Origin of the sequence: Methanolinea sp. (assembly GCA_030055515.1) — an archaeon.
Lineage (GTDB): Archaea > Halobacteriota > Methanomicrobia > Methanomicrobiales > Methanospirillaceae > Methanolinea_A.
The window spans coordinates 131,816-145,239 of record JASFYI010000004.1; the positions used below are offsets into that span (position 1 = coordinate 131,816).

A 13,424-nucleotide genomic window follows, 5' to 3' on the forward strand; every position below is an offset into this window, starting at 1 on the left:
CGCTCCCTAGAAGAGTAACAGGAGTCCGACCACAAGACCGAAGATCACGATGGTCTCAGGGATGACGGTGAGCAGGAGGACGAGCCCGAAGATGTCCTTGTTCTCTGCCGTGGCCCCCACGGCGGCAGAACCGATCGCCATCTCGGCAAGGCCGGTTCCTATGCCCGTGAGTCCCACGGCGATCCCTGCCCCGAGCGCTTTCATCCCAAGCTGCGATGCCTTGACCATCTCGACAGTCATTTCCGTTGCTGCGACAGCTGTTGCTTCTGCCATTTTCAATCCTCCACGAATTTTTTCCTCATTCCGAAAGGAGTGTACTTCCTGCCTCCACCTTTGTAGAACTTGGTGAAGAATTCGACATACTGTAACCTGAGAGACTGGAGCGCCCCTCCGAGCATCCCGAGCACCGTGTTCAGGATGTGCCCGACCACGAGCACGATGCCGCCGATCACGATGATGACGGCCCCCAGTGCACTGGGAGACTCAAGCTGCGGTTCGATGATGAGCCCGATGGCGATGAAGTTCACCACCATCGCGATGGCCACCGAGGAGAGGCCGACGCCGACGAGACGGGCATAGGAGAGCACGTGGCTCATGATCGTCGGGAGTTCGACGACCTCGAGGGGTGAATCCATGACGATGAAGAGGACGCCGAGCACGATCATGGAGAGGCCGCCGATCATCGTGGCGTTCATGCCCGCTGCCACCGGCGGCATGCCCGTGAAGTCGGGCATGAGCGGCATCGAGAACGACGACCAGATCGAAAACAGGATGCCCCAGAGGACCATGATCCACCCGAGGTTGGCGAGGACTGCCTTCACCCTGTGCGCACCGTGGTCCTGCCTCGCGTGGTTGACCATCCCGAACACGCGCCCGAGGGTGATCTGGAGGACACCGATCCATATCGCCATGATCATGAGCCCGGTCACGTCCGGGCCGTGCCCGCCGGCATGGCCGCCGATGTTGAGGTGCCTCGAGAACAGCACGGGATCCCACGGGAGCGCGAAACCGAAGAACTCCGAGAAGAGAACCCCAAAGAAGATACTCGAGAGGCTCCCGTTCCGGAGGATAATGGCGAGGCGGCGGCCGTCCTCGCTCCGGAGGACCCTGTGGAGTGCGAGGCTGAGCGCGAGGAGAACCGCGCCGTACCCCACGTCACCGAGGATGATCCCGAAGAAGATGGGGAAGATGATGGACACGAGCAGGGTCGGGTCGAGCTCGGTGTACTTCGGGCGCGAGTAGATGTCCATCAGCATCTCCGTGGGCTTCGCGAAGCCGGGGTTCCGGTATTCGGTGGGTGGCGACTCGGTGAATTCGTCGGGCTTGCACTCGTAGACGAAGACCTTCCCGCCCGTCGCGTAGTGAATACCCTCCTTCAGCCGCTCGAGGTGGGCAGTGGGGACCCACCCCTCGACCACGAATGACCGGCCGGTGGTCGCAAACCTCAGGGGAGCCTCGGCCATCTCCACGTCCGCGGTGAGCAGTTCGTGGCACGCGAGGAAGAGATCGTGGTGCTTCGTCCGGATCTCTTCCAGCTTCCTGTTGATCTCCTCGAGTTCGCCCTTCCGGGTGAGGATCTGGCCCTCGTAGAATCCCATGCGTTCCGAGGGGACCCCCTCCTCGTCCGGGAGGGCAACCGCCTGGAACTGGACATCCAGCAGTGCCTGCTCGGCACTGGCCTTCATCTCCTGCGGAACGATGAGGATGATGAACTTCCCCTTCTTCGTCTCCGCGGTGAAGATCTCGTGCGGCATTTTGAGGTCGGGGACCTTCGCCACGTACCCGCAGAGGACAGAGAACCTGTGGAATCCCCGCAGGAGCGAAATGTCGAATGGGACGTCCTGGAACGGCCGGAGAGCCTCGATCTTCTGCTCGTACTCCCTTATCTGGGCGTCTATCCGCGTCTTCTTCCCGAGGAGTTCCTCGGTCTCTTGTTCGAGGAGGGGAAGTTCCCTCTCGATGACCTGCCTTAGGCGGGCAGCGTCCACTTTCCGGTCCGCGGGGATCTCCTCGTCCTCGCGAATGCCAAAGGAACTGGTGATTCCCCGGAGCCTGATGAGCTCGCGGGAAGTCTCGTTTGCCGCGGGAAGGGGTGTTCCGATCCGATACCCTTCGTACTCCCTGCTGTCCTTCTCGACGAAGTCCTCGATGTGGAAGACATTCTGCCTGTACAGTTCCCTGATGACAGGCTCCATCTGGGACCTCGTGGCCGCGATGAGGACACGGGTCATCTTTTCAGGAGTGAACATGGAGCCGCTCCTTGAACCGCGAGACGAGGAGCGAGGCGGCCTTCTCGAGGTTGCGCAGGCCCCGCTGCCTCATCTCGGCGGCGCGGATCCTGCCCTCCCGGAGAATCTCCTCGCGTTTCCTTGCCGCATCCTCCCTCACCTCGGCCAACCTGGCCTTCTTGTACTCCTCCGCGTCGTGGGCTGCCTTCATGACGAGGTTGTCGGCCTCGAGTTCGGCGTGGGCAATGGCACGCTTGCTCTCGGCGAGGGCCTCGCTGACCATCCTCTCATACTCAGATTCAGTCTGTTTAATCTTCTGCAAGACCTCAGTCTTCATCAAACCCTCCTCTCACGGCAATGAAGTGTTAGACGGGAATTGTTCTTATATCTGTTGATATTTTTTCGGGGAAAAAGGGGTAACGAGCGACTCAAAATCAAAACAGAAGTTTTATTAAAGGAAAACGGCGTGACGCGTCATCCTCCATCCCGCGGGACGCGGTCCCCCTCTCTCCGGACGCCCCTCTCCACCGGCGGCCAGGTGTCGGCCGTGCCCTCGAGGAACTTCACGGGGAGGGGTATCACGGACAGGTCGACGCCCGGGGGAACCTGTGCGACGCGGATGCCCCGTGTCTCCCCCTCGAGTGACATTCCCCCCATTTCCTCTGAAGAGCACAGGACGTCCTGCTCGGGGTGCGTCCCGCGGGCAATGGTGCAGGAGAGGAGTATCCGCTCCCCCGCGGAGACCACGTAGCGGACTCTCCTACACCCGGGGTGATCTCGCGGCAGGACGAGGAGGGGGACGCGGTGGTCGCGGACGAGGCAGAAGAGCATCGCGGCTGCGGAGAGAGACCCGCCCTCGGGCGCGGAGACGGCGATGACGTGGTGGGGCCAGATCGACTGGCAGTGCTCCCCGCCGGGAGTCTCGATGCAGATGCTGAAACGCGACCCGGCCTGCCCCGCGACGAGGAACGAGCTCCTCCCGCGGACGAGGAGGAGCTCCCCTGCCGCCGGCCTGAATACTCTATCTGGCATTCCCCACCTTCAGAGAACGAGGTTGAAGATGACGAGAGCGATCACGAGCATGATGCAGGAGTGTTTTACCCCTGCCTTGAGCGACCCCTCGCCCATCTGGCCCGCGATGAGACCCGAGAGGACAGCCTGCAGGACGACGGCGTGGTACATCAGCCGGAGGATCGGCTTGACCGAGGGTGAACCGAGACCCGAGAGCGGAGTCCCCTGCGGGATTGTCCCTCCCCCGACGTTCCCGAGGATGGGCAGGAAGCTGTGCGAGATGACGCCCACCACGAAGACGAACACCACGAATGCCATGTAGATGATCGCCGTGTAGATGAACATGTCGGAGAGGCGTTCCCGCTTGAGCAGGTCCGACATCTTCGCGTCGCTCGCGGCAATCGCGAGGACATCCCCGATCGACCCGCTCATCTGGCTCGCTTTCGTGATGAGCGAGACGGTCCGCGCGATCAGGGGGGTCCTCACGCGGTCCTCGAACCGTATGAGTGCATCGGTGAAACTCGCACCCCAGTCGATGTCCCTCTTTATCCTCTTTATCTCGTAGGAGAGGAGGCCGAGGTTCGTGTTGACCATGATCGAGATCGCCTGCGCGATTGTGAGCCCGACCTGGTTGATCCCCGCCATCCTCTCGAGGAAATCGGGGATGAGTGCCTCCATCCCCTCGATGTTCCGCCGCCACATCTCGTAGAAGAACGAGTAGGGGACGAGCACGATGAGGAGCGCGATCATGACGTGGTCGTCCACTACGTCGATGTAGAGCTCGACGTCGTGGTAGCGGGGGACCACGAGGAAGAGTGCGACGAGGTAAATGACCGCGATCGGCACGGTGAAGAGGAGGGTGTGGCTGTAGTTCTTGACGAAATACTCGAACGGGTGGCGGACGAATTCCCGCAGCTTCCTCACTTTGTCGTAGTGGGCAAGGCGCGAGAAGAAAGGCTCTTCCCCCTCCTTGTGGTAGACACGCACGTCGCTGTACTCGTGGAGGAGCTTTGCCCTCACGAACCGCTCGACAACCTCGGTCTTGAGTGATATGAGGTCGATGAGGAGGATGAATATCGCCGACCCGATGGGAAAGACGAGGTACACCACGGCGGTCAGCTGGAGGAGGGCAAGCCCCCCCATCATCCCCATGACGACCATGATGATGATGAGGAAGAGGGGCCCGGCGACGAAGAGGGTGACGTAGGCCTCGGCGACGAGGGAGAGGAACTGGAGGAACTGCTTCTGCTCGAACCTCGCCTCCTCCTGGTAGAGCCGGACCCTCCCCCCGAGGAAACCGACGAGGTCCCCGCCGCTCTCGATGACCGAGACGAGGTCCTCGAGGAACTGTTTCAGCTTCTCCGAGGGCGTTGTCTCCATCAGGTGCCGGAGGGCCGTGATGACGTCGTAGCCGAAGAAGTCCGCGTCCCTGACGACCTGCCGGAACTCGAGGGCAACCTCCCCGTAGATCTTCGCGTTCTCGGAGAGCGACCGGAATATCGTCATCATCTGTGCCCCGCCCTTCCTCATCGCGTACATGTAGGCGACCGCGTTGTGGAGGGTGAGGTTGATCTTCATGGCCCTGTTCTTCTTCTGCATCCCGGGATACCGGAGCGCGAGGAGGTAGGAGAGGGAGAATCCGATTACGAACGCGACGGCCGCGCCGATGACCTGCAGGGGGATCGTGTAGATCGACCCCGGCTCTATCCTCTCGGGGATGGGGAGCGAGAAGACGTTGTAGACGTTGAGGTACCCCATTTCCTGCGCCGTGGAGATAGCAAATCCCGTGAGCAAGAAGCCGAGGATTGCAAACAGCATGCCCGCGAGTACCGCGGCCTGGATTGCCCGCGTGAGGTAGTGCTCCACGGTCACCCCGAGGCGAGCCGACTCGATGTCTGACGCGAGCTTCTGGTACTTCAGGGGGTCTGCCTTGACCCTCTTTCTCAGGAACGCGTTGAGATTCATTCAAGGACCCTTGCGAGGTCGTCGAGGTTCTCGATCACGGTCTCGGGGCTGATGCTGTAGGCCTGGAAGATCCTCGATGCCCTCACGTAGTCGACGATCCCCTGCCTTTCCATGGCGAGGAGCACCTTCTTGCGCGTCTCGACCTCGGCATCGAGCCTCTCCCGGCTCCACCCCCGCCGCTCGGCGATGTCCGCGTACACCTGCGACCTCCCCCTGTAGGTGAACGTGTCGTGCACGGGATCGTAGGTGAAGACCGTGTTGACCCGGAGGTTCCCGGTCGAGGGATCAATCCCCGCGATCTCGACGATCTCGAGCGACCTCCTCACCCGCTCCGTCCCCCTGTAGACCAATGCCTGGACGCTGACGATGTTGAGGGCCGTGATCATGTTCCGCGGCACGTTGAGGGGCTCGTTCTCGAGGCGGTGGATCGCGGCGTCGACGCTGCCGGCGTGCATCGTGGAGAACGTCGTGTGCCCCGTGTTCATCGCCTGGAAGAGCGTCTGGGCCTCGACCCCCCTCACCTCGCCGACGAGGATGTACTCGGGGCGCTGGCGCATTGCCGCGCGGAGGAGGTCGAACATCGTGATGACATTTGCGCCCTCGGAGACCATCTCGCGGGTGACGCTCGCGATCCAGTTCTCGTGGTAGAGCGTGATCTCGCGGGTATCCTCGATGCTCACGACCTTCGCCATCGGGGGGATGAAGAAGGAGACCGCGTTGAGCGAGGTTGTCTTGCCCGAGGCGGTGCCCCCGATGAAGAGGAGGCTTTTCTGGTTCTCGATCGCGAGCCAGAAGTAGACGAGTTCTTCCACGCTGAACGTCTTCTTCTGGAGGAGCTCGACGGGCGAGAAAGGTTCCTCCCGGAACTTCCTGATCGTGAAGGACGTCCCGCGCGTGGTCACCTCGGTCCCGAGGGTGAGCTGGAGCCTCGAGCCGTCGGGGAGCGTGGCATCCAGCATCGGTGACCCCGTGGAGATGTGCTTCCCGGACCGCTGGGCGAGCGTGATCGCGAGCGAGTTCAGGATCTCGGGTTCAAACACGATGTTCGTCTTGACATTATGGTACTTCCTGTGGTAGAGGAAGAGGGGGATCCTGTGGCCGTCGCACGAGATGTCCTCGAGGTTCCTGTCCTTCATGAGCGGGTCGATCCTGCCCCACCCGATGAAGTTCCGCGTGAGGTAGTATTGTATCCGGAACAGGCTCTCGTTCTCGAGGGTGACGCCGTACTCGTCGAGGAGCTCGTGCATCTTCTCGAGGAGCAGTGCCCTCTTGTCCATCGCGACCTCCTCGTCGGTCAGGATGAGGGCAGACCGCATGTCCTCGTGGAGCCTCTCGAGGAGCTCGTACTCGAACTCGGAGAGCTTCGGCTCGAAGAGGAGGTACTCGTACTGCTTCGTCTTCTCGTTGAGGGCGATGACGACGAGTGACCTCCCCTCGTCCACGTAGTACCTCTCGATCTCCCTGTAGCGCGGGGGGATCTCGGCGTCCACGAGCGGCCCGTCCCTTCCAAAGTCGTATTCCGGGACGAGGGGAGCCTTCTTCCTCTTTTTCAGCAGCTGGACAAAAGAGAATTCAGGTGGTGCAGTCTCCACCACGTCACTCCCACCCGAGGGCCGAAGCCTCCTTGCGATGCCCTGGATGTCTGGTATCTTGAGAGCCACGGACCGGACCTACCCTGCGCCCTCGAAATCGGCGCGTAAATATTCAGGATGTGTTTTCCATGTATGTATATATAAATCATGGCGAAGGAATGGCCGGAGAGGACGTGGATTTTCCCGGAAATGTCCCCCCCGCAAACCGGGTGACAGAAATATAAATGTACCTCTGAAAACCCATGATACGACAAGGGTGCGGGAAGGTTCTGATGGACGGGAACGTGCGCGAAGGAATGATGCCGACGGGTATCCCCTCCCTCGACCCTGTCATAGAGGGGGGCGTTCCCGCCGGGACCCTCGTCCTCCTCCTGAGCGATATCGGCGCCGGCGGGAACGAGTTTGCCTACACGTCCGTGATGCTCCTCTCCCGGAGGGCGAGCGATTCACCCGGGGGAGACCTCGCGATCCCGCGCGAAATATGTTACGTGACGTTCACGAAGGGGAGCAGGGACGTCCTCTCGGAGATGAAGCTCGCGTTTCACCAGGACCTGACGAGGGGTCTGGGACAGGTCAAGTTCATCGACCTCTCGAACATCTACTTCGACTCGAGCATCGTCCCGCTCGAATGGTACTCGGAAAAGGACCTCTTCCGCCGTCTCCAGTCGAGGGGAGACCACGATACCCTCCTCGGGGCCCTCGCGGCCAGGCTCGGGGACGTCCCGCACAAGAGCCTCGTCGTCCTCGATTCCCTCACGGACCTCGCGACCCAGTACACGAGGGAAGGGTACTGGCACGACTTCGCGGCGTTCCTCCGGGGCCTCCAGCGGGTGACGAAGGAGTGGGACACGACCGTGTACCTCATCCTCACCAAGGGCATCCTCGAGGTCTCCCGCGAGAGGGAGATATCGGACATCTGCGACGCGGTGATCTCTTTCCGGTGGGAGGAGACGACGGGCGGCCGGCGCCAGAGGGTAATGTACTTCGAGAAGTTCCGGGGCCTCATGCCCCACCTCGAGGAGAACGACCTCGTGAAATTCGCCGTGCGGATATCCTCTAACGAGGGCTTCGACGTGAGCAACATCAGGGTGGTCGTGTGAACGGCGGCCAGCGCGTGAGAATCGGCATCGAGGGACTGGACCAGATGATGGGGGGCGGCCTCATCCCCGGGACCATCTGCGCGATCATCGGGACCTACGGGACGGGGAAGACCACATTCGGGTTGCAGTTCGCGTGGGAGGGGCTCGTAAGCGGCGAGAAGGTCATCTACATCAGCCTCGAGGAGCGCGAGGACAGGCTCCTCCTGTACATGAAGGACAAGGGATGGGACATCGGGCAGTACCTCGACGGCAGGTTCACGGTCTTAAAGCTCGATCCCTCCGACTTCAACCTCGCGATCAACAGCATCAAGAACGAGCTGCCCGCCCTCGTCCGCCAGATGGGGGCAAAGAGGGTCGTCATCGACCCCATCTCGCTCTTCGAGGATCTCTTTGACCGCAACTCGGACAGGAGGAGGGAGATGTTCCGGCTGATCGACACGCTCCGGGAACAGAACTGCACGATCGTGATCACGAGCGAGACCGACAAGGACAACCCGTTCACGAGCCGGCACAACCTCATCGAGTACCTCGCCGACACCGTCATCCTCCTCCGCTACGTGAGGCCCTCCGACCTGACCGACGTCCACCTCGCGCTCGAGGTCGTCAAGATGAGGCTCTCCCCCCACTCGAGGGAGATCAAGCCCTACGAGATCCAGCAGAACCAGGTCCTCGTGTACACGGAGGCAAACGTCTTCTGACGGGGAATGGGGCCTGCTCTCCCCACGCTCTTTTCAGAAATCCCCTATCCCGAGGAGGTGGAGGACGATGACGATGAGCGCCCCCGGGATGCCGCCGAGGATGCAGAGGATGACGGTGACGAGGGAGTAAGGGATCTCAGGGCGCCCGAGGAACTCCATCACACCGGAAACGTTCACGAGGAAGAGGGTCAGGAGGCCGAGAACCGAGTTGACGACGAGTTTCAGGATGTCCTTGAGGAGGAAGAAGAGGGCGACTGCGATGAGGATCCCCGCGGCGAGAACCGTGTAATCGGCGTTCATTCTCCATTACCAATTATTCTCTGGTTTTTTAATCTTATCGAGGGGAGGACGCAGCACCCAACGACCTTCTCTTCAACGGAGAGACCCCCCGTCTCGCGCAGCATCTCAAAGACGTTCCCCGCGAGCATGGCCTTCCTCACCGAAAACTCGTGCACCCCGCCGCGGGTGTAGTAGGCGTTCGCGAGTTCCACGGAAAAATCCCCGGTGAGGGGATTTGCGGTGTGGCCCCCGACGACGTCGTGCACCCACAGCGCGTCCCGCTCGAGGATGTCCCGGCGGGGACCGTCCACCGTGACGCAGTGGAACCCGACCGTCACGCCGCCGGGCCCGGACCGGACGGCGCTCCCCGTCGTCGCTGCCCCGAACTGGTACGCGGTCTTCAGGTCGTAGGCGAACGACCGGAGGATCCCCCCCTCGATGAGCGGGAGCCGCCGTGTCGGGGTCCCCTCCGCGTCCCACAGGCAGCTCCCGAGCCCCCGGGGGTGGAAGGGGTCGTCTGAAAGGGAGAGCGACCTGTCGCACACTTCCTCCCCGAGGTGCCCGGCGAGCCGCGACCGCCCGGTGTGGACATTCCTCCCGGAGAGCGCGGGGAGGAATACATTCCCGAGCAGCTGGCCGAAAGCGTCCGGCGAGAGGACGACATCGTAGTTCCCCGTCGGGATGTCCCTCCCCCCGTGGGAGGTCGCGGCGAGGTATGCCGCCCTCTCGCCGACGGAGACGGGGTCAAAGTCCATCTTCCACGACGCCACGTACTCGTACCCCGTCGACTGTTCCCTTATCGCCTCGAGTCCCGCGCTGACGGCACTCTCCCTCTCCTCGCAGTAGAGCCCCCTGCTGTTCGCGAGAATCGTCTGGTACTGGGATACCTGGGCACTCCCTGAGACGATCTCCACGGGGTATCCCGATGCGCCCTCCACCATGCCGGCGATCAGCGCGCGCACGCGCCCCGGCTCGGGGACGAGCGACCCGTCGTAGTTGAGGGATCCCTCCCTCGTTTGGAGGGGGCCGGGCAGCCCGCCCCACTGGAGCGGCGCGGCGAGCGCGGAACTTTTGAGCGCGGCCTCCAGGCATTCCTCCCACCTGTCGGGGTTCCCGGTCGACGAGGCTCCTATCCTCCCCCCGGAGATTACCCTGACCGAGAGGACGCGGTGTTCTAAACCCGCGGCACAGGAGATCTCCTCCTTCTTCAGCCTCGCGGAGACGGTCTTCCCCGTCGAAAGGAAGACCTCGACCTCGTCTGCCCTCTCCTCTCCTGCCTTCAGGATATCCTCAATTATCTCCACTGCCACCCACCACCGCGTCGCGGAGGAGGACATGCGGCGCGCCGTCGCTCACGGGGACCGTCTGCCCCCCTTTCCCGCAGTACCCCGGGTGCATCTTCCGGTCCCTGCCGCAGAGGACGATGTTGTGCAGGGTGGCGAGGATCTCCCCGGAGAGCGAGACGTCCCGGAGCATCGTGCGGCATTCCCCCCCCTCGACGAGGTACCCGTACTCGGCGTTGAACTGGAAGACACCCCTCCCGGGATCCACCTGTCCGCCCCGCGACCCGCACAGGAGGACGCCCTCCCGGCATTCCCGGAGAATCTCCTCGAGGGTCGCGTCCCCTCCCTCGATGTAGGTGTTGCTCATCCTGACCTGCGGGGGTTTCCCGGGCATTGCCCTCGCGTTCCCCGCGTGCCCGAATCCCACCTCGGGGAGCGTCTCCCTGCTGTGGAGGAACGACTTCAGGATCCCCTTCTCCACGATCGTTGTCCTCTCCACCCTGCTCCCCTCCGCGTCCACCGGTTCGAACCCGAATTCGGGGAGGGTGGGATCGTCGACGATCGTCACGGCCTCGCTCCCGATCCTCTCCCCGATCTTCCCGGCGAGGACCGAGCCCCCTTCCTGCACGATGTCGGCCTCGCTCGCGTGCCCGATCGCCTCGTGGGCAAAGACCCCCGCGAGCTCCGGGTCGAGCACGGCATTCATCACGCCGCCCCGGGGTCTCTTCGCGTCGAGGAGGGCGATTGCCCTGCGGGCCGCCGAGAGGCCGTCCTCCTGCCGGTGGTACAGGGGGAAGTCCTGGAGGGAATGCCTCCGCTCGTACCCCATCTGCATCTCGCCATTCCGCCCGGCGACCGCGAGGACGGAGTAGCCTGACCGGACGACGGAATAGGTGTGCTCGTTCCCGCCGGAGTCCTCGAAGTGGACGTTCTCGAACCTCTCGGTGTACGTGGCCCTCGTGCTCCTGATCCCGGGGATTCGTGCAGCCTTCTCTATCTCGAGGAGGAGCCTCCCCTTCTCCTCGAGGTCGACGGAGAGCGGGTCGTTTTTCAATGGCGGAACGGGAACCATCCCGGGGACGGCATCCGCGAGGACAACCGCTTCTTCCGTGAGGTCCGCGAGGGCCGCTGCTTTCCCGAGCAGTTCCTCGAATTTCTCGCCGCGGGGGCGGACGTAGTGGTCGACGGCGAGGACACCCCACCCCCTCGGCCCGAGGACCCTGACGACGGCCCGGTCGACGAAGCTTGTCCCGGCAGACTCGATGCGGGAATTCTCGATCTCGACCTGGGTGATGCTCCCGCTCACGTGGCGGATGTCGTAGTACCTTATCCGCGGCGTCTCTCTCATGCGGGGGTCGTGGGGATTCCCGCGCCCTCGAGGAAACTCCCCGACGGCGCGGTCGCGAGCCTCCGTAGCTTGTTCAGGAACCCCTCGCGGTTCTCGGGGACGAGCGCGATCTTGAGGACATCGTCGATGTGGTCGACGGGGACTATCGTCACCATCGAGCGGTAGCGCTCCTCGATGAGGACATCGTCGAGGTTTGCCCTCGGGATGAGGACGGTCTTTATCCCCGCCTTCGCCGCGGCCTCGATCTTGAACGTGACGCCGCCCACGGGGAGGACGTCGCCCCGCACGGAGAGCGAGCCGGTCATCGCGATGTCCTGCCGGACGGGGATGTTCTCGATGGCACTGATGACGGCCGTGGCAACGCTTATCGAGGCCGAGTCCCCCTCCACGCCGCCGTACGTGCCGATGAACTGGATGTGGATGTCGATGTTCTTGATGTCCTTGCCCGTGAACTTCTTCAGGATCGCGCTCACGTTCTTTATCGACTCCTGCGCGATCTCCTTGAGCATGCCCGTCGCGATCACGGTCCCGCTCGCACCCTGCGCGGGCGTGACCTCGGCCATGATCGGGAGGACCGAGCCCGAGTCGCTCCCCATGACCGCGAGGCCATTGACCCTGCCCACGCGTGTCCCCTCGACGACGGTGAGCTCGTACTCCCTGCTCCGCCGGATGTACTCGTCGGAGACCTGGTCCTCGATGGACCGCGCGGTCTTCTTCGCGGCGATCACGTGCTCGGCCGTCGTGAGCTCGGCGCCCTGCTGGCGTGCGAGGTCTCCTGCGACCCTGATGAGACCCCCCATGTCCCTGAGCTTGAGGGTGAGGTGACCCTTCCTGTTCGACCGGCGGCGGGCTTCCCGTATGACCTCCTCGATCGCGCTCCTGTCAAAGTGGGGGATCTTGCCGTCCTTCTTGACCTCCTGCGCGATGAAACGGATGAATTTCTCGCGGTTCTCGGGCGTGTCGGGCATTGTCTCGCTCATGTAGATCTCGTACCCGTACCCCCTGATGCGCGACCGCAGTGCGGGGTGCATCTGCTGGATGGCATCGAGGTTCCCCGCGGCGACCATGATGAACCTGCAGGGGACGGGCTCGGTCCTCACCATCGCGCCGCTCGACCGCTCGCTCTGGCCCGTGATGGGGAACTCCCCCTCCTGCAGCGCCGTGAGGAGGTTCTGCTGGGAGTGCATGGAGAGGGTGTTGATCTCGTCGATGAAGAGGACGCCCTTGTGTGCCCTGTGGATTGCCCCCGCCTCGACGCGTTCGTGGCTCGGTGTCTCGAGCCCGCCGCTCTGGAACGGGTCGTGGCGGACGTCGCCGAGGAGAGCACCCGCGTGGGATCCCGTCGCGTCGATGAACGGGGCAGTCGCGGTCGCGTCGTTCGAGACGAGGAGCTTGGGGACCATCGCCTCCTCGCGCGGCGTGGCATACCGGAGCGCCATGAACACGAACGCTGCCGCGAGGATACCCATGAGCCACTGGCCCTGGATGAACGCGTAGCCGAGGATCCCGATGAGGAGGAGCATGAGCAGTGTATTCCGGAACTGGATCTTCTTCTTGGCCTCGGCCTTGTGGGCGGCCACGATCTGCTTCCCGCGACCTGCAGGGACGGTTCTCACGATGGGGTTGTTCGGGTCGTCGGAGTTGGGGTACACGAGGATGTCCTGCAGTTCCTCCTTCGGGAGGAGTTCTGCCATTGCCTTCGCGAGCATGGACTTGCCCGTCCCCGGGCTCCCTATCATCATCACGTGGCGCCTCTGGATCGCCGCCTTCCTGATGACCTCGACGGCGTGGTCCTGCCCGATGACCTGGTCGATGAGGGACGAGGGGACTTCGACCTTCGACGAATCGGCAACCGTTACTTCGACAGGAGCCTCTTCATCCCGGACCGTGCCTGCAATCGCATCGTCTGACATTAATAGA

12 protein-coding genes are annotated in these 13,424 nt (G+C 63.0%); 2 read left to right on the forward strand and 10 right to left on the reverse strand.

The window, feature by feature from the left end; genetic code table 11:
• Positions 1–6: 6 nt before the first annotated feature.
• The 6 genes from QFX32_08190 to QFX32_08215 form a co-directional block, all read right to left on the reverse strand.
• The gene (locus QFX32_08190) at positions 7–273 is read right to left on the reverse strand and encodes an ATPase (GenBank protein ID MDI9634014.1); all 267 of its coding nucleotides are present in this window, start codon (positions 271–273) and stop codon (positions 7–9) included.
• 2 nt (positions 274–275) lie between these two features.
• Entirely contained in the window at positions 276–2,249 is a 1,974-nt protein-coding gene (locus tag QFX32_08195; protein ID MDI9634015.1) for a V-type ATP synthase subunit I, read from the reverse strand.
• A complete protein-coding gene (locus tag QFX32_08200) occupies positions 2,236–2,565 on the reverse strand; it encodes an ATPase (GenBank protein ID MDI9634016.1) in 330 nt (109 codons plus the stop codon). Before QFX32_08200 ends, QFX32_08195 begins: the two co-directional genes overlap by 14 nt.
• Positions 2,566–2,702: 137 nt before the next feature.
• The gene (locus tag QFX32_08205) at positions 2,703–3,260 is read right to left on the reverse strand and encodes an alpha/beta hydrolase (GenBank protein MDI9634017.1); all 558 of its coding nucleotides are present in this window, start codon (positions 3,258–3,260) and stop codon (positions 2,703–2,705) included.
• A gap of 9 nt (positions 3,261–3,269) precedes the next feature.
• A complete protein-coding gene (locus QFX32_08210; GenBank protein ID MDI9634018.1) occupies positions 3,270–5,204 on the reverse strand; it encodes a type II secretion system F family protein in 1,935 nt (644 codons plus the stop codon).
• Positions 5,201–6,796 carry a type II/IV secretion system ATPase subunit gene (locus tag QFX32_08215; protein MDI9634019.1) on the reverse strand — a complete coding sequence of 532 codons (1,596 nt, stop codon included), beginning with the start codon at positions 6,794–6,796 and terminating at the stop codon, positions 5,201–5,203. The genes QFX32_08210 and QFX32_08215 overlap by 4 nt, the downstream gene beginning before the upstream one ends.
• Positions 6,797–7,038: 242 nt before the next feature.
• On the opposite strand from QFX32_08215, the gene QFX32_08220 reads away from it, so the two are divergent.
• Positions 7,039–7,896 carry an ATPase domain-containing protein gene (locus tag QFX32_08220; GenBank protein ID MDI9634020.1) on the forward strand — a complete coding sequence of 286 codons (858 nt, stop codon included), beginning with the start codon at positions 7,039–7,041 and terminating at the stop codon, positions 7,894–7,896.
• Complete coding sequence (locus tag QFX32_08225; GenBank protein ID MDI9634021.1) at positions 7,893–8,594, forward strand: KaiC domain-containing protein; 702 nt, start codon at positions 7,893–7,895, stop codon at positions 8,592–8,594. Before QFX32_08220 ends, QFX32_08225 begins: the two co-directional genes overlap by 4 nt.
• A 33-nt stretch (positions 8,595–8,627) precedes the next feature.
• Here the strand turns inward: QFX32_08225 and QFX32_08230 are convergent, their stop codons facing one another.
• From QFX32_08230 to lonB, 4 genes are read right to left on the reverse strand one after another with little or no spacing between them, the layout of a single operon-like run.
• The gene (locus QFX32_08230) at positions 8,628–8,894 is read right to left on the reverse strand and encodes a pro-sigmaK processing inhibitor BofA family protein (protein ID MDI9634022.1); all 267 of its coding nucleotides are present in this window, start codon (positions 8,892–8,894) and stop codon (positions 8,628–8,630) included.
• The gene (locus QFX32_08235) at positions 8,891–10,177 is read right to left on the reverse strand and encodes a metallopeptidase TldD-related protein (GenBank protein MDI9634023.1); all 1,287 of its coding nucleotides are present in this window, start codon (positions 10,175–10,177) and stop codon (positions 8,891–8,893) included. Before QFX32_08235 ends, QFX32_08230 begins: the two co-directional genes overlap by 4 nt.
• Positions 10,164–11,504 (reverse strand): TldD/PmbA family protein, encoded by a 1,341-nt coding sequence (locus tag QFX32_08240; GenBank protein MDI9634024.1) that lies wholly within the window; start codon positions 11,502–11,504, stop codon positions 10,164–10,166. Before QFX32_08240 ends, QFX32_08235 begins: the two co-directional genes overlap by 14 nt.
• Positions 11,501–13,417 (reverse strand): ATP-dependent protease LonB, encoded by a 1,917-nt coding sequence (lonB, locus tag QFX32_08245; GenBank protein MDI9634025.1) that lies wholly within the window; start codon positions 13,415–13,417, stop codon positions 11,501–11,503. Before lonB ends, QFX32_08240 begins: the two co-directional genes overlap by 4 nt.
• Positions 13,418–13,424: the final 7 nt, after the last annotated feature.

Bases quoted from the DNA above. Each gene is read 5' to 3' on its own strand.
- QFX32_08190 (MDI9634014.1), bottom strand. From the start codon at position 273: ATGGCAGAAGCAACAGCTGTCGCAGCAACGGAAATGACTGTCGAGATG.
- QFX32_08195 (MDI9634015.1), bottom strand. From the start codon at position 2,249: ATGTTCACTCCTGAAAAGATGACCCGTGTCCTCATCGCGGCCACGAGG.
- QFX32_08200 (MDI9634016.1), bottom strand. From the start codon at position 2,565: ATGAAGACTGAGGTCTTGCAGAAGATTAAACAGACTGAATCTGAGTAT.
- QFX32_08205 (MDI9634017.1), bottom strand. From the start codon at position 3,260: ATGCCAGATAGAGTATTCAGGCCGGCGGCAGGGGAGCTCCTCCTCGTC.
- QFX32_08210 (MDI9634018.1), bottom strand. From the start codon at position 5,204: ATGAATCTCAACGCGTTCCTGAGAAAGAGGGTCAAGGCAGACCCCCTG.
- QFX32_08220 (MDI9634020.1), top strand. From the start codon at position 7,039: ATGATACGACAAGGGTGCGGGAAGGTTCTGATGGACGGGAACGTGCGC.
- QFX32_08230 (MDI9634022.1), bottom strand. From the start codon at position 8,894: ATGAACGCCGATTACACGGTTCTCGCCGCGGGGATCCTCATCGCAGTC.
- QFX32_08240 (MDI9634024.1), bottom strand. From the start codon at position 11,504: ATGAGAGAGACGCCGCGGATAAGGTACTACGACATCCGCCACGTGAGC.
- lonB (MDI9634025.1), bottom strand. From the start codon at position 13,417: ATGTCAGACGATGCGATTGCAGGCACGGTCCGGGATGAAGAGGCTCCT.